Here is a 17,733-nt window from a genome sequence, read left to right as displayed (position 1 = left end):
AGTACCGAGGCCGCTTCTCCACAGTAGGGAACCGCCCGCTAGCGACCGAGCACCCCGCAGAGTGCTCAGACCAGCGTCGAGTCCGTTCATTGATTATCGGTACGCTGACTCCCTCATGAGACTGGTAGTCAGATCACTGGCGAGTTTTTGGAAAGACAGTTCTCCAGCGTCGCCAGGTTGAGACCGGTGTCTTGGCGTCCTGGATTCGTAAGTCCCGTCGCTCGCGTACGCAGTCCGTACCCACACATTTCGGATGGCGAAACCCTAAAATAGTATGCCACAAATAAATTATTTAGATGAATCTAAATCGTGATGCTGGGTGGTTTGTATGACACGCGAGGTGGACGGTGGACGGGCAGTGACGCGGCGGGACGCACTCCGAGCCGGTGGTGTGGGGGCGCTCGTCGGGGTCGCCGGATGTACAGCCCTGCCGAGTGCACCGTCACGGGCCGACGATAGCAGCGGCGGGCCGGTCGCCGTAGCCTCGTTTTTCAGTTTCTTCGACTTCGGTCGACAGATTGCCGACGGGACACCGCTGACGGTGGAGAACCTCGTCCCAACGGGACTGCACGGACACGGGTGGGAGCCAAACGCCAGTATCACCCGGCAAATTATCGAGGCGGACGCGTTCGTCCACGTCGGAAAAGACTTCCAACCCTGGGCGGACCGCGCCATCCAGACGATCAGAGGCGACGACGTGGAGACGGCGCTTATCAACGCCCGAAAAGATATCGACCTGGTGGACCTCGCCGCGTCGCTGGACCGCGAGGAGGAAGGTGTCGGTGCACAACGCGGGAAGGACCCGCACTTCTGGCTGGACCCACAGCGCGCCAAAGACTCCGTCGACAATATCGCCGACGGGTTCGCCGAGGTTTTCCCGGAACACGCCGAGGCCTTCCGTGAAAACGCCGAGGCGTACAAATCCGAGGTGCTTGACCAGATCGATTCTGACTACGAGGCCATCTTCGACCGAGCCGAACGCGACATCGTCCAGTTGGCCGCGCACAATGCCTTCCAGTACATCGGAGTCCGGTACGGCGTTCGGATGCGACCGCTGGTGACGAGTCTCGCAGCCAGTGGGAACGTCAAGCCCGCCGATATCCGCGAGGCTGCGACGGTCATCCGTGACAACGATATCCGGTACATCGCAAACGGCGTCTTCGAGTCCCAGCGCCCGGCCCGGCAACTCCTCCGCGAGACGGCCGTCGAAGCGTACTTCCCCGTGACACCGTACGCCGGCGTCCGTAAGGAGTGGGTCGCTGAGAACTGGGGGTACGAGGAGATTGCGTACAACATCAACATGCCCACGTTCGAGATCGTACTCGGCAACGAGACGCCCGAGGCGGCCGCCCCCTCGGAGCACTGGCTCGAACAGTGGCGGAACTTCGAACCAATATGACTACAGACAATGCCGATGCCGCGCCAGCGGCAGAGACAGGCGAGCGGATAGCTACTGAGACGGAGCCAAATACGACGACGAATCAGCCAGTTGTCGACCTCTCGGGTGCCACATTCGGGTACACGTCGACGCCGGTGGTGGAGGACGTGTCACTGACCGTCGAGTCGGGCGAGTACGTCGCCATCGTGGGCCCGAACGGTTCGGGAAAGTCGACGCTGATGAAGCTCATGCTGGGTCTGCTGAACCCAGACGAGGGAACGGCCCAACTGTTCGACGAGCCAGCGGTCCGCTTCGACGACGGCGAGCGCGTCGGCTACGTCGCCCAGCACGCCAGCGCCGCCAAAGAGATGCCGATCACCGTCCGCGAGGTCGTGAAGATGGGTCGGTTTTCCCACGTCGGACTCGGACGCTTCGCCGCCGAGAAGGATGTGAACAACTTACGCGAGAATCCAGTACGGGCCGTCACTGACGCGGCCAACGCGGTTTTCGGCCGCCTCTCGGCAGCGGACTGGGATATCGTCGACGACGCGCTCGCGACCGTCGGTATGAGTGCATTCGCCGACCGGCGTGTCACGCAGCTTTCTGGTGGGCAACGCCAGCGGGCGTTCATCGCACGGGCGCTGGCGAGCGAAGCCGACCTGCTCGTGCTGGACGAGCCGACCGTCGGCGTCGACGCCGAATCGGTCGACGCCTTCTACGACCTCTTGGCGGCGCTCAACGCTGAGGGTATCACCGTCATCCTCATCGAGCACGACCTCGGGGCGGTGGTCGAGCACGCCGACCGCGTCGTCTGTCTGAATCGCGAAGTCTACTTCGATGGACCGACCGACGAGTTCGTCGAAAGCGACGCGCTGGCCCGGGCGTTCGGAACCGAGACACGGTTTCTCACGGGGGTAGGAGGATGAGTGCTGGTGTGGCGGCCACGCTCACGGCGAGTGGACTCGCCGTCTTGGACTCCACGCTCGCCCTCCAGGTCGGACTGGGCGCACTCGGCGATTTCGTGTTCGGGATTCTCCTGTGGTTCTTAGAGCAGTGGTACTGGCTGATGGACTGGGTGTACTACTTCACGGGTCTGGAGATGCTGAACCCGCGCTACCGGTTCATGCATCGGGCACTACTCGTCGGACTCTGCGTCGGCGTGATGGCACCGCTCATCGGAACCTTCCTCGTCCATCGACAGCTGGCACTCATCGGGGACGCGCTGGCACACACAGGATTCGCCGGGGTCGCCGTCGGGTTGTTCCTGAATGCTGTCCTCGACCTGGGAGTGTCGCCCTATCTCACCGCCGTCGTCGTGGCGATGATCGCCGCGCTGTTTATCGAACTCATCTCCGAGGTCACGGACGCTTACAACGACGTATCGATGGCGATTGTCCTGTCGACTGGGTTCGCGCTGGGGACGACACTCATCAGCCTCAACGCGGGTGGCCTCGCTGTTGGGGTCAATCAGTTCCTCTTCGGCAACCTCGCGACGGTGTCACCCCAGAGTGCGGGGATTCTCCTGGTGCTGTTCGCCGTCATCGTCGTAACTGTGGCCGTGACGCGTAACCAACTCCTGTTCGTCACATTCGACGAGACTGCGGCCGCTGTTTCGGGTATCTCCGTCAACTGGTACAATCGAGTGATGGTGATGCTAACGGCGATGGTCGTCGTCGGCGCGATGCAGATTATGGGTGTCATCCTCGTCGCGGCGATGCTCGTGGTTCCAGTGGCGGGCGCAACCCAGGTATCCCGTAGTTTCTCCGAATCACTGCTGGTCTCGGTCGTCCTCGCGGAACTCGCGGTGTTGCTGGGCATCGCCGTCTCCTACTACGCCGGTGTCACAGCCGGTGGGGTCATCGTTCTCGTCGCCGTGGCCATCTACATCTGTGCCGTCGCGGCGGGTAAGGTGCAATCTGCCCGTAGTGGACAGGCCCCGCCAGATATGGGGCGCATCGAAGCCGACAGCGTTGATGTCGGCACCAGAACGGACGATGACTGAGAGCCACGGCCAGGTCCCCCACCGGGACGCAGCGACAACCTCACTGCAGGGTCCGACAATATTTAAGTAAGCTTCCCCCACCAGGACGCAACTCGCGATGTCGTATCACTGATCGGGAATCGATGGATGTTGCGTGCGTACGTGAGCAGGAACCGCAGCATATACTTTCGCTGCATCTTAGCGACGTGGCTGGAATAATTACCCAACGGCTCCACTTCGGTCGGGACGATGCCTTCGATACGATCGTGCTCTCGCGTCCAGACCGCCCCGTGATTGTTCTCTGTGGGTGTTACCGTGACAGTCATCTCGTCTTCGGTTTGGATTTCTACGATACCGGCTTCTCGATTGTTCTTCTGCCACTGGTCGAAGACGAAGTTGCCAAGACTGTAACAGATCAGTCCCCCATCGTGGAATTCAACGGGCTGAAAGGTGGTGAATGATGGCCTAAAACCACGTCAACGCCTTTGTCGGTAATGTCACGAGCCAACTCGATCTGGTCGGGCGACGGGTGGAGGGCGTGTGTATTACCCCAGCCCCAGTGGAGCGCCAGGCAGGATATTCCGTCTTTTTCTCCGAGGCGGTCGGCCATTGCACGCACTTCCTCGGGGGAGTCGGTGGCACCTTTGTCGGTGAAATTGAACCCAGCACAGTGTATTGGCTCCTCCTGATCGATGGTCACCACAGTCTCCTCGGTGAGCGGATCACCGATGTACTCGATTCCCGCAGCATCGAGAGCAGCCTTGGTTTCTTCTACGCAGTCCGCTCCGTGGTCGAGCATGTGGTTGTTCGCAAGGTTGACCAGCCCGATCTCTGCCTGGTTCAGTAACTCGGTCGTTTCCGGCGGGCAGGTGAGACTCGGTGGGATTGCATCGGGGAAGCCTCTCGCATAGAACTTGTCGGTAATCGGTGCCTCGAGGTTTCCGATAGCGAGGTCTGCCTGATTGAGGGTCTCCACTACCTCTTCGCCCAGCACTTCGTTCGGGGTTGTCGCGACGTTGTACGCATTCGTTTCTTCATTGGGGAGAGATCTGTATCTCCAAGAGAGTGACTTTCCGGTCATAATATCCCCAACGGCGGCAATCATCACCAGACTAATGCGACATCTTCTAACGGGCTAATAAGGGTACTCCACAGTGACACCCGCTCACACGAGAGAGGGATGACGCGGAGCAGAGGAGTCCCTGTCATCAGTACACGGCACCTCACGACGAGAACGGTCACACTGCTACGTTGGATTCAGAGGAGATCTCACCTGCCACTCGAGCTAGTACGAATAGCGGAGATCTCTCACCGGTGTGTCCTGCGGCGTTCTTTTGCTGCGTAGCGGCGGTCATAAATTTTCATCCGTCAATAAAGTACATAACCGACAAGCGCCTGAGATCACATTAATGGCCGGAGAGAATCGCCGGACTGAGGACTCCGATACGAGTACCGGCGAGTACGACTCTCGGCTGGACATCGCCAGCCAACTCGTTGATCCGGGAGACGAGGAGGGAGTGTTCAGCAGTCGGATGAGCGACGTCGCGAAGCTTCTGTGTGCCTTCGCCAGCGAACTCGGTGGGGATATCGATGGGGTTTCTGACCTGCCCTTTACCGAGGAATCGGGAACCGACGGGATGCCAGAACAACTGTACGTCCGCCACGACGATGAGATGCTCAATCAGCTGACGAGTTGGCTGTTACAACGCCAGCACATCGGTCTCATCAGCCCCTACGGGACTGGGAAGACGGCGCTTCGGGAGATCGCCGTACGGGATCTGGGCAGTCGCGACGATTTCGTCGTGACGATGATCGAGAACCCGAACGCGACGACGGAGCGTGGCCTCTACGAGACAATCATCAGGGGCGCGAAAGAAGCAGGATACGGGATCGACCCCGCCAACTACTCACAGGTCCGTGATGGAATTCCGTGGGCAACCGACGAAACGCGTGAGGCCGTCGGTGAGGTTGTCCGCGCCGCGGCCGCTGACGACGTGACGATCCTGCTGATCGTCGACGAGATCGAGGATTTCCCCGCGGAGTTGCTCTCGCCGATGCAGACGGCCGCCGACCTTGGGGTCCGGCTTTTTTTGACCGGAACTCCCGAGGGGAAACGGCGTCTCGCGAAGTTCCGGGATACGCTCGATTCCCGTCTGCGCTACTACGAAGGGATCGAGCCGTTTTCACCACTCGACGTTGCTGAGTACATCTCCCGCTCGTTCGCGTACATGCGTAACGAACCCTACGAAGGGCAGAACCCGCCGCTGTTTACGGCAGACGCGATCCGACTCATTCACGACCTCACCGACGGGAACCCACGAGGCATCCGGCTCGAATGTATGGATCTGTTTGCCCGTGCGGCCTTCGTCTGGCACCGTTCGGACCGGCCCGTCGAACGGATCAACATCACGCCTGCGCTTCGACGCCGCGGAATTTCTATGTCCTGATGCACGCGACGAAAGTTTGCGTCTCGTTGTGGGCAGTATCACCGGAAAGATCCCGACTCAGTTCGAGCGGTTAGCCATCGATCGGTTCGAGTCCACATTGATTGCCCTAAACAGCTGCGTCTCCGCTCGCTCAATCACGAGTTTCACTCGTCGGTGACGACACAGGAGGGTGCTGCCGACGGAACTGGTGAGGCGGCCTACGCCGAGGATGATGTCTGTGAACAACACCGCGCGACGATCGATGCGCCTGTAGGACACTCGTCACAGACTTGGCTGTGCCAGTGGGACGACCCACAAGCCGAAGTCAGTAACTTCGAGTTGCTCGACTTCTCCCTGTACCTCGACTGTGCCATTCTCGTACTGGACTTCCCCCGCAGCGATTGGATCGTGCTGCCAGATGAGCCACCCCTTGGAAACGCCCGGGCCAATTCCCGCCAATCGACCGACAGCCGGTCTTCCTCAGCCATTGGACATACACCTGAATAAAAAATAAATAAATTAATTCCTGTTGAACGAACTGTGATCAGAGAAGTTGATTCTATACGAACGTATCTTATCGTAACCACTCCGTAGCAATTTCTGTATCAGCACGCGATTCCCGTTAGCTCGGACTTCGATTCCACAGAGCGACCCCACAAACGTATCCCATCCCCGTCAGTAACTCAAATAGGATGGTTTCCTCACACGGCACGGCGAGGGTCGGTTCCGACCCGCGAACGTCAGCACGAGATACCCGGCTCAGACTGTGGAACGGCGTCATGGCTGTCCTCCACTTTCTGCAAGGAGTGGCGATGGTCGTCCTGTCCGAGGGGGTCCTGTGGCCGGTCACACGCACCAGATACGGGTTCGATCCCCAATCAGAGACGATTTTTCCGGAGACGGTTTCGTTCGTCGACGCGAATCTCCCACTGCTCGTGGCTGGGTTTCTCTTCCTGTCGGCGTTTGCACACGCCATCATCGCGACCGTTCGGTACGACGAGTACGTGCAGTATCTGGACAGAGGAATGAATCCATACCGGTGGTACGAATACTCCGTCAGTGCCTCGCTGATGATCGTCGTGATCGCCATGTTAGCCGGCGTCTGGGACCTCGGGACGCTCGTTGCGTTGTTCGGACTCGTTGCAGTGATGAACCTCGCCGGACTCCTGATGGAACAGCGCAACGAATCGACTAGGACCACCGACTGGACGCCCTACTGGGTCGGTGTCCTCGCCGGTATCGTGCCCTGGATCGTCATCGCCATCACGTTCGTCGGGACGGTAACGGCCAGTGGCGGTGAGTTTCCCGAGTTCGTCATCTACATCTACGTCTCGATTTTCATCTTCTTCAATCTCTTTGCGCTGAATATGGTCCTGCAGTATCTGGAAGTCTTCCGGTGGAGGGACTACCTCTTCGGCGAGAAAACCTATATTCTGCTGAGTCTAGTAGCCAAGTCCGCTCTCGCGTGGCAGGTGTATTTCGGCACGCTAAACTCCCCGATCTAAGCGTCGAGACTCCGGACCGCGGGAGATCTGCCCACAAGAACCCATTCGCGGACTTCTCCGCGTGGTGAGAATCGGAAGCCAGTTTTATTGTATCTTGCTTTCAAGTTCGCCATATGTACGATCGAATTCTGCTGTCGACAGACGGCACGGTTGCATCTGAAGAGGCTGAAGCACACGCACTCGAACTGGCCGCGGCCTACGACGCCACTCTCCACGCCCTCTACGTCGTCGACGAGGACGTCGTGACTGCCTACAGCGGCGACGAGTACGTCGACGAAGCCGAAGGTCCGGAGCACGGCCTCGAAGAACACGGGGAGGAGACACTATCAGAACTCCGGAGTCGAGCATCTGAGGCCGAGGTCAGCATCGAGACAGCGATGCAGCACGGTAGACCTGCGGAAACCATCGTCGAGCGCGCAGACGACAACGATGCGGACGTGCTCGTACTCGGAACCAAACGGCGGCCGGAAGAATACCGTGCGTTACTCGGGAGCGTCACGGACCGCGTGCTCCGATTGACGACTCGACCGGCGACCGTCGTCAAAACCGAAGTCAGCGAGTAGCAAAAAGTCGATCAGCTATCTTGCGTACGTTTCGACAAGGTCGCGGAGTTGCTGTTCGGCCGTGAGGCCGACAACCTCCTCGACCTGCTCACCGTCGGCGAACAGAACGAGTGTCGGAACACCTCGGACGCCGTAGGTTGCGGCGAGTTGCTGATTGGCGTCCACGTCGACCTTTGCGACCGTCGCCTCGGTCTCTTCGGCGACAGTCTCGACGATCGGTTCCAGCGCCTGACATGGTCCACACCAGTCGGCATAAAAGTCCGTGAGGACCACGTCGTGGTCGTCGACGAGTTCGTTCAGGCTGGCCTCTCCATCGACGTGCAGTGGCTCGTTCGTGGCTGTACCTGTCTCAGATCGACTATCAGTTGCCATCACCACTACGTACGAGCCTGGGCTAATTAAGAGTTTTGGGTAAAATTCACAATACCGCTCAATTATAGTGTGAGAGAGCGACTCTTGGAGAGCGTATTAAATCCGAAACTCAGCACACCGGCACAAATCAGACTTTCAGGGGGAAAGAAGGGAGTTAGCTTTCGACGGTGGGGGTCGAGGTTTCAGATTGCTCGTATTTGTCCTCGAACTCGCTGATTAGCTGGCCCATCTTCGCGTACCAGTCGTTGAGCATGCGCTGCATATCGTCGGCGATATTCGAGGGATCTGTCGGCTTGTAGACGTGGTAGTAACCACCCTGATCGTAGTTCACTTGCTCTTTCTGGATAAATCCTGCCTGCAGGAGCCGTTGGACGGCACGGTAGGCGGTCGACCGCTCGCGGTCGACTTTGTCGGCAATCTCGTCGATGGTCAACGGCTCGTCGGTCTGGACGAGTTGTTGGAAAATCTCCTTGTCGAGCTGCTTGAGGCCGTGGAAACACTCGAGGAGCCCCTCACACGCCATGTCCTGCTGCAGTTGTTCGGACATCGAATCTGGCATCTGTATCACCTCTATATACGTGCCAAGCTCTTAAAAGACTTGTGCATGGGTTGCACAATTTTGTGCCACATCGACGAGAGAGAAGCGGGCGCGTTCGGTCGTCTGCTGAAACGAGACACACGAACGGTTTCCGCGGGAGAGGGGTATGGATGACAGCAAAACTCAATCAGTCAGCGGTCGTCGCGTGTCCATTCTGAGATGTACGTAGCGAGACGACCGACGTGTAAATGATCGCAAGCGCAACGACGACTGCCGCACCGATGACGAGGACCAGCCCGATCAGTTCGAGGGTCGGACTTCCGACGAGGGAGCCGATTTCACCGATCCCGACCGCAGTCGCACCGACCAGAAGCATTCCGCCGAAGTAGATTTTGATGCCGTCTGCGTCGACAACAGCGGTCGCGGCGGAGCCAATTCGGGCTCCGAGTGCGCTGCCGAACAGGAGCGGAACGACGATGCCGAGGTCGACGCCGCCGCCCTGTCCGTAGAGATAGCTTCCGAGACCGCCGGAGAAAACGATCTCGAAGAGATCCGTTCCGACCGCGACGGGCACTGGGACGCCGATGGCGTAGATCATCGCGGGCATCCGGATGAAGCCGCCGCCGACGCCGAGAAAGCCCGACAGGAGCCCTGTCGCGAAGGCGACAGCCGTGATGACCCACACAGAGACGCGGACATCACCGCGGAGGCTCACCATCGGCGGGATGCGGACTGTCTCCTGGATCGTCTTGGCGATTTCGGGAATTTCGTATTCACTGAGGTCCTTGTCGGCAGCCTCGTGGTCAATCCCGCCGCCGCCGTCACCCTTCATCGCGTCGCGAGTCACCATCGCCCCGACACCGCCAAGCAAAACGACGTACGCGACACTGATGAGCCCGCCAGCCAGCCCCAGCGATTCGAGGTAGTAGACGCTCGCGCGACCGGCCTCGATGCCGATAGTCGTCCCGGTGATCATGATCACACCGAGTTTGTAGTCGACCTGCCCGAGGTCGTGGTGTTTCAGCGTCGCGATGACTGCCGTCCCGAAGACGAAGGCCATCCCGCTCCCGACCGCGACAGGTGCGGGATAGTCCAGCATCAGCAGCGCGGGCGTGACGAGAAAGGAGCCGCCCATCCCGAAGAATCCGAACAGAACCCCGACGACGAGCCCGAAGCCGACGAACAGCGCCAGCATCTCGGGGCTCGAATCGAGGATCCCGAGCCCGCCGAGGACGCTACTGACCACGACTCTCACCTCCGACGAGCAGTTCCATGACGCGAGGGCCAAGAAGCCGTTCGAGCCCGCCGTAACCCACGTACAGCACGACCGCTTCCAGCAGAATCGTCCCGATGAGCAAGGCTGTCTCCGGATCCCACGACGGTATCTCTAATCCAGCCATCTATTCACCCTCCGATACGCGAGTCCGGTAATTCGGTATTGGCACATTTCTACTCAATATAGCCTACAATACCCCTCTATAAAACGGTTTTGGGATAACTGTACAATACTATATCCCCATAACCTTCCTGAGAGTATCGATAAGTTATGAGTAGGATATGCTGCCAGTCGCAGCTGTCGGACCTGTAAACAGGGACACAAACGTATCACGGACCTTCGTCACACGAGTGTCGAAATACCATTCGTTCGACAAAACAGTATTCGTGATTCGGGACGAATTACCGGATATGAAGGCACTCTGTGCGACGGATCTTTCGGCGGCGAGTGAGGCGGCAATCGAGAACGAAACTTGCCTCGAGTGTCTGGATCGTATCGGTGTCGGTACGATCCATCTCGTGACTGTCGTCCCGTCGAACGTCCACTCCGGAATGCCGGGCATAAATTTCGACGAACGCCGTCAGCAGGGACTCGATAGCTACCGGAGTGTGATCGAAGCCGCCGGCTTCGAGGTGGAGACCCACGTGGTTCGGGGGACTCCCTATCGCCGGATTAACGGTATCGCCGAGACAGTCCGGGCCGACATCACGATCGTCGGATCGCGGGGCAAGAGCCCGCTGGAAAACCGAATCATCGGATCGACCGCCCGCAACCTCGCGCGGACGACCGTCGTCCCGTTGCTGGTCAACCGCGTCGAACGGGCGACCGACACCCCCGAAGTTCTCCGTGAACACCTCTTTCAGCGGATCCTCTTCGCGACGGATTTCTCGGAGAACGCCGACCGCGCCTTCGACGCGTTCTCGTATCTCCGACATGCGACCGAGGAGGTGACGCTCGTCCACGTTCGGTCGCCGAAAGACAGGGGGTCCGACGACGATATCGATCCGCGCGAACAGCTGTCCGAGCGCGCCGAGACTCTCGAAAATTGGGGGATCGAAACGCGAATCGAGTTCCGAGATGGCGACCCCGCCGAGGAAATTCTCGCCGTCGAAGACGAGGTCATGCCGTCGACGATTCTGGTCGGTTCGCGAGGACGAAGCCGCATTCGCCGACTCCTGTTGGGCAGCGTCTCAGAAGATATCGTCGCGCAGGCGTCGGGTAACGTGTTTCTCGTTCCCCCGCCGCGGGCTGTCTAAACCGGTCAGAAAACGGACAACAGAACGGTCAGTCCGTAGCCCAGGCCCAGCGACAGGGCCAGCGACCCCACCCACGCGCCGATGGTCCTGAGAATCTTGGTCGAGTCGATGGCGTCCCCGCCGCCGACGGCCGCCCCGCTTCCGATGATGGCGCTGACGACAATTTCATTGAACGAGACGGGGACGCCCAGAAGGACGGCCAGTTGGGCGATGAGGAAGGATGGGACCAGTGCGGCGATGGACCGACGCGGACCCAACGAGGAATAATCCTGTGACAGCGACTTGATCATCCGCGGTGCGCCAGTCCAGGATCCGACGAGCATCCCGAGGCCACCGCCGACGAGGACGGCCAGCACGGGAATCATCTCCAGGTCGCCCAACAGCGGAAGCAGCGGCCCGACCGCGAGACCGACCTGACTCCCGCCCGCAGAAAAGGCTACGAGCGAACCCAGCGCGAGCAGAACCCGCCGCAGGCCGGCGTTCATGTCCCGTCTGATGTCCCACGATACGAGTGCGGCGACCGACGCCGCGACGAGCAGCGAAACGGCGACCGGCACCGCGAAGCCGTCGATTCCGGCCGTTCGCCGCGCGAGTCCAGTCAACGAGTCCATCGAATCACCGGGGCCGAGGTAGGCAAAGTTGACGTTCGCTAGCACTGCACCCACCAACCCAGCGAGGACGGCGACACTGTACCGCTCAGGAGCGTCGTCTCGCGGGAGCACGCTCGCGATTCCGTAGGCGAGGCCGCCGCCGACAACTGGCGTCAGTACCCAGACACTCCCGATCTGGAGATATTTCGGCCAGACCGGTTTCCCGCCGAGGGCGATGCCGACGCCGATCACTGCCCCGGTGACGGTGAAGGCTGTGGCGATGGGATAGCCAGTCTTGATCCCGACAGCCATGAGGCCAGCCCCGATCAGCAAGACGGTGATGACACCCGTTGCCGGAAGACTCACGCCGCCGATGAGGCCGCGACCGACGGCTTTGGAGACGTTCGCGCCCTGAACGACTGCGCCGGCGAAGCCGAAGATGCCGACGATAAATGCCGCCCGCATCGTCGAGATGGCGTTAGCACCGACCGCGGGTGCGAATGGAGTTGCGCCGCTGGATCCGGCGCCGATCACCCACGCCATGAATAGACTGGCGAGGCTAGCGATCACGAACAGTGCGAGTAGTGAAGGCTGCATTAGTGACGTGAAATGAAATCGCGGCTCAATCTGCGCGCGTTGCCGTCGGGCTGGATTCGGCCGCGTGACTCCGCCAGTATCCCTGGATGTACGCACCGACGAACATCCCGGCCAACGCCCAGAGGATGGTGACGTTACCGACGCCGAGACTGGCGTAGGCCGCCCCGGGACAGATTCCAGAGAGGCCCCAGCCGACGCCGAAGATCGCGCCGCCAACGAGCACGTTTCGGTCGAACGGCTTCAGCCGACGTTCGTACAGATCGCCGGTCAGCGGTGCAGTCGATCGAATTCGGGGCATCACCGCGAAGGCGATTCCCGAGACGATGGCGGCACCGAACATGACGAACACCAGCCCGAAGTCCTCGAACTGGAGAAAATCCAGCACGACCTCCGGACGAGCCATCTGGCTGAATCCGAGTCCGAACCCGAAGATGATGCCACCGAAGAGAATCAGCGGCATGAACAGTGGGTGGCGGTTTTCGCTCACGTGTCGCTCCCTCCGTTCGCTCCCGTTCGCGTTTTCTGAGGCCTCACTTCGCTCGCGCCTCGCTCTGCTCGCGTCTCGCGCATCATGGGCTCACCCCCAGCGCCGCGACGAGTTGTGCGGTTCCGATCGCGACCAGCAGGAAGGTTGCGACGCCAATCAGAGAGGTTTTCGAGGCCGAACCGACGCCACAGACGCCGTGGCCAGAGGTACAGCCTTTCCCGATCCTGGTTCCGATCCCGACGAGGATTCCGCCGACGAACAGTCGCGACGGCTGCACGTCTGTCGACCAGAACGTCACGCCACCGACCTCGTACAGTTGGCCGGTCGTTCCGGGCTCGTAGAGCGATGTGGTGACGAGGCCTGACTGGACCGTCGCCGCGAACAGCGTCGCGCCGAGGATGATCCCGAGCGTGAAGACGACCCGCCAGTCGCGCGAACTGACGTACTGCTGGAACCGCGACTGGTCCGAGGCGTACGACAGCGTCGATTCGAGGAACGTGCTCGCGCCCGCGGGAATCCCCGTTCCGACGTAGATGACGACTGCACCGAGGCCGACCAGCAGCCCACCGACGGCGTACCGGCTAATGCCGTTGGGAAACAGTTCTGCTGCCAGTTGCAAGACGAGTGGATCAGCTACCATCGGCGGTTCAGTCACCCGCGAGCGATTCCTGGCTCGCGGCGCAGTTGTTCGGGCCGAGTTCGAGCGTAAAGGCCTCGTCGTCGTCGACGGCGTTCTGACCGAGGTTCGTCGCGATGATCTCCTCGTAGTTGGCCGGCCGCGGCGGCATATCCGAGAGGATCAACTCGACGAACTCCTCACTGTCCATCGTCAGCGCGTCCATCTCCTCGACGAGGTCACCGATTGGCGCGGTATAGGTGCCGTCCTCGGCGGATTCTGCGGCATCACTGAAGTGCGCGCCGCCGATCAGGGTCTCATCAGGGAGAATCAGCACACGCTCCTGAAGCGACTCGTAGAGCATGCGCGCGGCGTCCGGCGCGCCCTCGTCGCCCTCTTCGAGATCCGGGCGTGCGACGCTCTCGATGAACAGTCCGTCACCGGTCGCGAGCAGGCTGTCGTCGACGAGATAGGAGGTCATCCCGGTCGTGTGCCCGGGCGTGGCGACGGTCTCGATAGTAGCGTTACCGACATCGAACGTGTCGCCGTCCTCGGCGGTCGTCAGATCGTCTGAATAGGTGACGCCACGGTCGACCGCAGCTTCGGGGATGACACCCTCGACGCCGTTTGCGTCGAGTTCGCGGACGCCCGAGATGTGGTCGGCGTGGATGTGGGTATCCAGCGCGTATTGCAGGTCGACGCCAAGGTCTTCTGCGTCGTCTAGATAGCGGTCGGTGAACGCGCGGAGCGGATCGATGATCGCGGCTTCGCCGTCGTCGTAGAGCAGATAGCCGAGACAGCCAGAGGAGGGTCGCTGGTACTGGAGGAGCGTCCCGGCACCGTCGTAATCGGTGACTTCGACAGCCTCGTAGATGCTGGCCCAGCCGTTCATCCCGTCTTCGAGGTGGTTTACGTCGTATCCACGTTCGGCGAGCGTGCCCGCGACGTACTCGCTGGCTCCGCCCTTCGCACACAGGACAGTCACTTCGCGGTCGGCAGGAATCTCGTCGAGGATCCCCTCGTCAATCTCCTCGTCGAGAAACTCAAAATAGGGGACGTTGATCGAGGAAACTGCCTCACCATCGATGTGCCATTCCTCGTACTCCGACTGCATGCGTGCGTCGAGAAGCGTGAGATCCTCGCCAGCATCGATGCGGTCTTTCAGCGTTTCTGGTGTGATCGTCTCGACTTCGACATCGGGAGTTGGGAAATCTTCCGGATTCATGTCGTACACCCTGGTGTACTGGATCGACGTACAAAAGGGTTTGCATAGAAATGCACTATTCTTACAATACAGTATGTCCCAAATCTCAGGATATGGCGTTCTTCAATGCCCCTAGACTGTAAATACTGCCTCAAAGCGGCGGTCTGTGACCTATAACAGTTCAGAGTTTCCACAAGAACCAACATTCTTATAACCGTGGCTGCGATATTGTACGATAGCTCCAATACAAACCATCGGAGCAGATTACCAATGAGTACGGAATTCAACGTAACGGAGACGCTCGACGTGAAAGGTGCATCGTGTCCCATGCCAGTCGTGAAGACGAAGTCTGCCATCGACGACCTGGCAGAAGGCGACATCCTCGAAGTGCTAGCGACGGATGCTGGCAGCATGAGTGATATCGACGGCTGGGCGTCGGGGACCCAGGGAGTCGAACTCGTCGAACAGGAGGAAGGCGAGGACGTGTACAAACACTACGTGCGTAAGACGGAGTGACGATGAGTACGGATACACCAGACGCCCCAGCCGACGACGCCCCCTCGCGTGCGGAGTTGGCCGCACGCGTCGACGAACTCGAAGAGTCACTTGCCGAGGCCACGACAGAGGACGACGACAAGAAGATGAGCATCATCGCGACGAAGGGAACGCTGGATATGGCCTACCCGCCGCTGATCCTCGCCAGCACCGCCGCCGCCTTCGGCTACGACGTGACTGTCTTCCACACCTTCTGGGGCCTAGACATTCTGCACGAGGAGCGCTCGAAAAATCTCAAACTCAGCTCTGTCGGCAACCCCAACATGCCCCTCCCCAACGCCATCGCGGCACTGCCCGGCATGGATCGGGTGACGACGAAGATGATGGAGCGGCGGATCGAGGACAACGACACCGCGTCCATCGAAGAGCTTCTGGAAACGAGCCTCGATATGGGTGTCGAGTTCCAGGCCTGCCAGATGACTATCGATCTGATGGATTACGACGAAGATGATTTCTACGACGGCGTCACAACTGGCGTCGGCGCAGCGACTGCGCTCGAAGATATGGCTGATTCCGATATTCAGTTGCTCGTCTAACGCGATGAATACACTCGATACACTCACATCCCGGATCGTCGACGCAGTTGCCGAGGCGGACGGTGTCGAGAAACGATTGCTCGACCCGCCGCTGGCCGAAGTCGTCGACCTGGATGCCCTCGAAGAACTGATCGGAGGGTCGACGACGTCGACCCTCGAAATCAGGTTCACCTATCGCGGTCACGAGATCATCGTCGACGAGGACGGTCACGTGCGAATCGACTGAACTGGAGTCTCGATTTCTTGCTGGAGACGGGTGAAGCTTACAGGATCGGAGAACAGCACTGCCTCCGTCCACTGCTTAAAAACAGGTATCGCCGTCCCGTCAGTCCCACTCGGGTTCGAGCGCGTCGAGCAGTTGGTCGATTTCGGACTGCGTGTTGACTGCATGGACGGACGCTCGAATGGCATTCGGGTGTGGCAACGCACGAACGACAATCCCGTACGATGCGAGCCGCTGGACCGTCGCTTCAGGAATATCCACGTCGATCGTAACGAGCCCAGATTCGGGCGAGACGGGACTAAGAAGTCGCTCGTCGGGGACACCGGCGGCGAGTTGTCCAGCCAGTTCCTCGATCTGTTCGGAGATTCGACCGACACCGACTTCGTCGATCGCATCGATCGCCTCGGCCAAAGCGACGTGTGAGGCGGGGTTCGACGAACCAATCTCGAATCGACGGGCACCAGCCGCGAACTCGAAAGAATCTGCGGTCGGTGTCTCGACAGTTCGGTAGCCGACCGTTCTGGGCGCGAGTGAGTCGGCCACGTCGCGGTCGACGTAGAGAAAGCCGCCGCCCCACAGTCCCATGAGCCACTTGTGGCCCGCCGCTGCGACGGCGTCTGCCCCCCACAGTTCGACATCCATCGGTAACTGTCCGGGCACCTGGACGGCGTCGACCAGGGCCAGCGCGCCGGCCTCGTGGGCGATATCGACGAGTTCGGTGACGGGTAACCGAGTGCCGTGGGTCCAGGTCACCGCGCTGAAACACGCCAGGCGCGCACCCTCGACAGCCTCGGCGAACGCGACGGGATCGATGCGGCCCGCCTCAGTTTCGACGACGCGAACCTCGACACCCTCCCGTTTGAGTCGCTGCCACGGGAGCGTACCAGCAGGGTGTTCGAGGTCGGTCCGAACCACGGTATCGCCGGGTTGCCAGTCGATTGCATTCGCGATAGCGTTGATGCCTGCAGTCGTACTCTCGGTGAGTGCAATCTCGTCGCCATCTGCACCGACGAAATCCGCAACGCGTTCGCGCGTCCGGTCGTACGCGTCGAAGGCCACGTCGTAGGGATCGTTCCGAGCACTCGTCTCGTACTCGTGTGTCTGGACAAATTCGTCGGCAGCCTCGACGACGTACTGCGGACTGGGGCCGTGTGCGCCGAAGTTGAGGTAGATGTCCTCGTGCAGGGCTGGCGTATCAGCGCGAAGTTCTCTCGGATCCATCGTAGTCCTCCGAATTACTCACTGTATTCGGCGACCAGGTCCCGAAGTAACTGCTCGGTCTGCGCTCCGCGGCGCTGTGTCACCGGCCTACCGTCGGCGAACAACACGATGGTCGGGGTACTCTGTGCGCCGAATTCGATCGCGGTTTCGAGATTAGATTCGACATCGATGGTCAGGACCGTCGCGTCGGTGTCGGCAGCAATCCGTTCGAGAATCGGCGTCATCTGCTGGCAGGAGCCACACCACTCCGTGTAAAACTCCACGAGCGTGAGGCCACCGTCCCGGACAATCGCATCGATATCGTCGTCGCCAAGCGAAACCACACCGTCAGTCTCTGTCGTCTGTGTTGCCATGTGAGTACGCTACACTCCGAGTGGGTAATAGTCTTGGGAATATTGTGCAATATATG

The 17,733-nt window shown here is 60.1% G+C and carries 22 protein-coding genes; 10 read left to right on the top strand and 12 right to left on the bottom strand.

The window, feature by feature from the left end; translation table 11 throughout:
* Positions 1–358: 358 nt before the first annotated feature.
* The 3 genes from V8P86_RS01285 to V8P86_RS01275 are packed head-to-tail and all read left to right on the top strand — an operon-like array spanning position 359 to position 3,380.
* The gene (locus V8P86_RS01285) at positions 359–1,399 is read left to right on the top strand and encodes a metal ABC transporter substrate-binding protein (protein WP_442909360.1); all 1,041 of its coding nucleotides are present in this window, start codon (positions 359–361) and stop codon (positions 1,397–1,399) included.
* Entirely contained in the window at positions 1,396–2,304 is a 909-nt protein-coding gene (locus V8P86_RS01280) for a metal ABC transporter ATP-binding protein (RefSeq protein ID WP_336325423.1), read from the top strand. The genes V8P86_RS01285 and V8P86_RS01280 overlap by 4 nt, the downstream gene beginning before the upstream one ends.
* A complete protein-coding gene (locus tag V8P86_RS01275) occupies positions 2,301–3,380 on the top strand; it encodes a metal ABC transporter permease (protein ID WP_336325422.1) in 1,080 nt (359 codons plus the stop codon). The genes V8P86_RS01280 and V8P86_RS01275 overlap by 4 nt, the downstream gene beginning before the upstream one ends.
* Positions 3,381–3,774: 394 nt before the next feature.
* Here V8P86_RS01275 and V8P86_RS01270 read toward each other — a convergent pair whose 3' ends face one another.
* A complete protein-coding gene (locus V8P86_RS01270; RefSeq protein ID WP_336326287.1) occupies positions 3,775–4,464 on the bottom strand; it encodes a CapA family protein in 690 nt (229 codons plus the stop codon).
* Between the two features lie 304 nt (positions 4,465–4,768).
* Between V8P86_RS01270 and V8P86_RS01265 the strand changes: the two genes are divergently transcribed.
* On the top strand, positions 4,769–5,806 hold the full coding sequence (locus V8P86_RS01265) for an AAA family ATPase (protein ID WP_442909342.1): 1,038 nt from the start codon (positions 4,769–4,771) through the stop codon (positions 5,804–5,806).
* A gap of 261 nt (positions 5,807–6,067) precedes the next feature.
* Here the strand turns inward: V8P86_RS01265 and V8P86_RS01260 are convergent, their stop codons facing one another.
* Positions 6,068–6,244 (bottom strand): hypothetical protein, encoded by a 177-nt coding sequence (locus V8P86_RS01260; RefSeq protein ID WP_336325421.1) that lies wholly within the window; start codon positions 6,242–6,244, stop codon positions 6,068–6,070.
* 233 nt (positions 6,245–6,477) lie between these two features.
* Between V8P86_RS01260 and heR the strand changes: the two genes are divergently transcribed.
* Entirely contained in the window at positions 6,478–7,290 is an 813-nt protein-coding gene (gene heR, locus V8P86_RS01255) for a heliorhodopsin HeR (RefSeq protein ID WP_336325420.1), read from the top strand.
* Positions 7,291–7,403: 113 nt separating this feature from the next.
* A complete protein-coding gene (locus V8P86_RS01250) occupies positions 7,404–7,853 on the top strand; it encodes a universal stress protein (protein WP_336325419.1) in 450 nt (149 codons plus the stop codon).
* A gap of 15 nt (positions 7,854–7,868) precedes the next feature.
* Here the strand turns inward: V8P86_RS01250 and trxA are convergent, their stop codons facing one another.
* From trxA to V8P86_RS01230, 4 genes are all read right to left on the bottom strand, one after another.
* On the bottom strand, positions 7,869–8,225 hold the full coding sequence (gene trxA / locus V8P86_RS01245) for a thioredoxin (protein WP_336325418.1): 357 nt from the start codon (positions 8,223–8,225) through the stop codon (positions 7,869–7,871).
* 154 nt (positions 8,226–8,379) lie between these two features.
* Positions 8,380–8,784, bottom strand: a complete 405-nt coding sequence (locus V8P86_RS01240) for a helix-turn-helix domain-containing protein (protein WP_336325417.1) — start codon at positions 8,782–8,784, stop codon at positions 8,380–8,382.
* 166 nt (positions 8,785–8,950) lie between these two features.
* Positions 8,951–10,009 carry a sulfite exporter TauE/SafE family protein gene (locus tag V8P86_RS01235; protein ID WP_442909341.1) on the bottom strand — a complete coding sequence of 353 codons (1,059 nt, stop codon included), beginning with the start codon at positions 10,007–10,009 and terminating at the stop codon, positions 8,951–8,953.
* On the bottom strand, positions 9,999–10,163 hold the full coding sequence (locus tag V8P86_RS01230) for a DUF7512 family protein (RefSeq protein ID WP_336325416.1): 165 nt from the start codon (positions 10,161–10,163) through the stop codon (positions 9,999–10,001). The genes V8P86_RS01235 and V8P86_RS01230 overlap by 11 nt, the downstream gene beginning before the upstream one ends.
* Positions 10,164–10,449: 286 nt before the next feature.
* Between V8P86_RS01230 and V8P86_RS01225 the strand changes: the two genes are divergently transcribed.
* Entirely contained in the window at positions 10,450–11,295 is an 846-nt protein-coding gene (locus V8P86_RS01225; protein WP_336325415.1) for a universal stress protein, read from the top strand.
* Positions 11,296–11,300: 5 nt separating this feature from the next.
* Here the strand turns inward: V8P86_RS01225 and V8P86_RS01220 are convergent, their stop codons facing one another.
* The 4 genes from V8P86_RS01220 to V8P86_RS01205 all read right to left on the bottom strand — a co-directional run bounded on the left by V8P86_RS01220 (position 11,301) and on the right by V8P86_RS01205 (position 14,810).
* Positions 11,301–12,482, bottom strand: a complete 1,182-nt coding sequence (locus V8P86_RS01220) for an inorganic phosphate transporter (protein WP_336325414.1) — start codon at positions 12,480–12,482, stop codon at positions 11,301–11,303.
* Between the two features lie 25 nt (positions 12,483–12,507).
* Positions 12,508–12,969: a YeeE/YedE family protein gene (locus V8P86_RS01215; RefSeq protein ID WP_442909340.1), complete on the bottom strand. Its 462-nt coding sequence runs from the start codon at positions 12,967–12,969 to the stop codon at positions 12,508–12,510.
* Between the two features lie 82 nt (positions 12,970–13,051).
* Complete coding sequence (locus V8P86_RS01210) at positions 13,052–13,609, bottom strand: YeeE/YedE family protein (RefSeq protein WP_336325413.1); 558 nt, start codon at positions 13,607–13,609, stop codon at positions 13,052–13,054.
* 7 nt (positions 13,610–13,616) lie between these two features.
* Positions 13,617–14,810, bottom strand: coding sequence for an MBL fold metallo-hydrolase (locus V8P86_RS01205; RefSeq protein WP_336325412.1), 1,194 nt, complete (start codon positions 14,808–14,810; stop codon positions 13,617–13,619).
* Positions 14,811–15,059: 249 nt separating this feature from the next.
* Between V8P86_RS01205 and V8P86_RS01200 the strand changes: the two genes are divergently transcribed.
* The 3 genes from V8P86_RS01200 to V8P86_RS01190 are packed head-to-tail and all read left to right on the top strand — an operon-like array spanning position 15,060 to position 16,106.
* Positions 15,060–15,305, top strand: coding sequence for a sulfurtransferase TusA family protein (locus tag V8P86_RS01200; protein ID WP_336325411.1), 246 nt, complete (start codon positions 15,060–15,062; stop codon positions 15,303–15,305).
* A gap of 2 nt (positions 15,306–15,307) precedes the next feature.
* A complete protein-coding gene (locus V8P86_RS01195; protein ID WP_336325410.1) occupies positions 15,308–15,880 on the top strand; it encodes a DsrE/DsrF/DrsH-like family protein in 573 nt (190 codons plus the stop codon).
* A 4-nt stretch (positions 15,881–15,884) separates the two neighbouring features.
* Positions 15,885–16,106 carry a HalOD1 output domain-containing protein gene (locus V8P86_RS01190; protein ID WP_336325409.1) on the top strand — a complete coding sequence of 74 codons (222 nt, stop codon included), beginning with the start codon at positions 15,885–15,887 and terminating at the stop codon, positions 16,104–16,106.
* Between the two features lie 99 nt (positions 16,107–16,205).
* On the opposite strand, the gene V8P86_RS01185 is transcribed toward V8P86_RS01190, so the two are convergent.
* Together V8P86_RS01185 and V8P86_RS01180 are read right to left on the bottom strand one after the other, a co-directional pair.
* Positions 16,206–17,324 carry an aminotransferase class V-fold PLP-dependent enzyme gene (locus tag V8P86_RS01185; protein WP_336325408.1) on the bottom strand — a complete coding sequence of 373 codons (1,119 nt, stop codon included), beginning with the start codon at positions 17,322–17,324 and terminating at the stop codon, positions 16,206–16,208.
* A gap of 14 nt (positions 17,325–17,338) precedes the next feature.
* Positions 17,339–17,677 (bottom strand): thioredoxin family protein, encoded by a 339-nt coding sequence (locus V8P86_RS01180; RefSeq protein ID WP_336325407.1) that lies wholly within the window; start codon positions 17,675–17,677, stop codon positions 17,339–17,341.
* Positions 17,678–17,733: the final 56 nt, after the last annotated feature.

This window comes from Halovenus anhuiensis (genome assembly GCF_037080055.1).
In the GTDB taxonomy this organism is placed as follows: domain Archaea; phylum Halobacteriota; class Halobacteria; order Halobacteriales; family Haloarculaceae; genus Halovenus.
The sequence above is the reverse complement of the archived record's forward strand: the minus strand, read 5'-3'. Positions and strand labels throughout refer to the sequence as shown.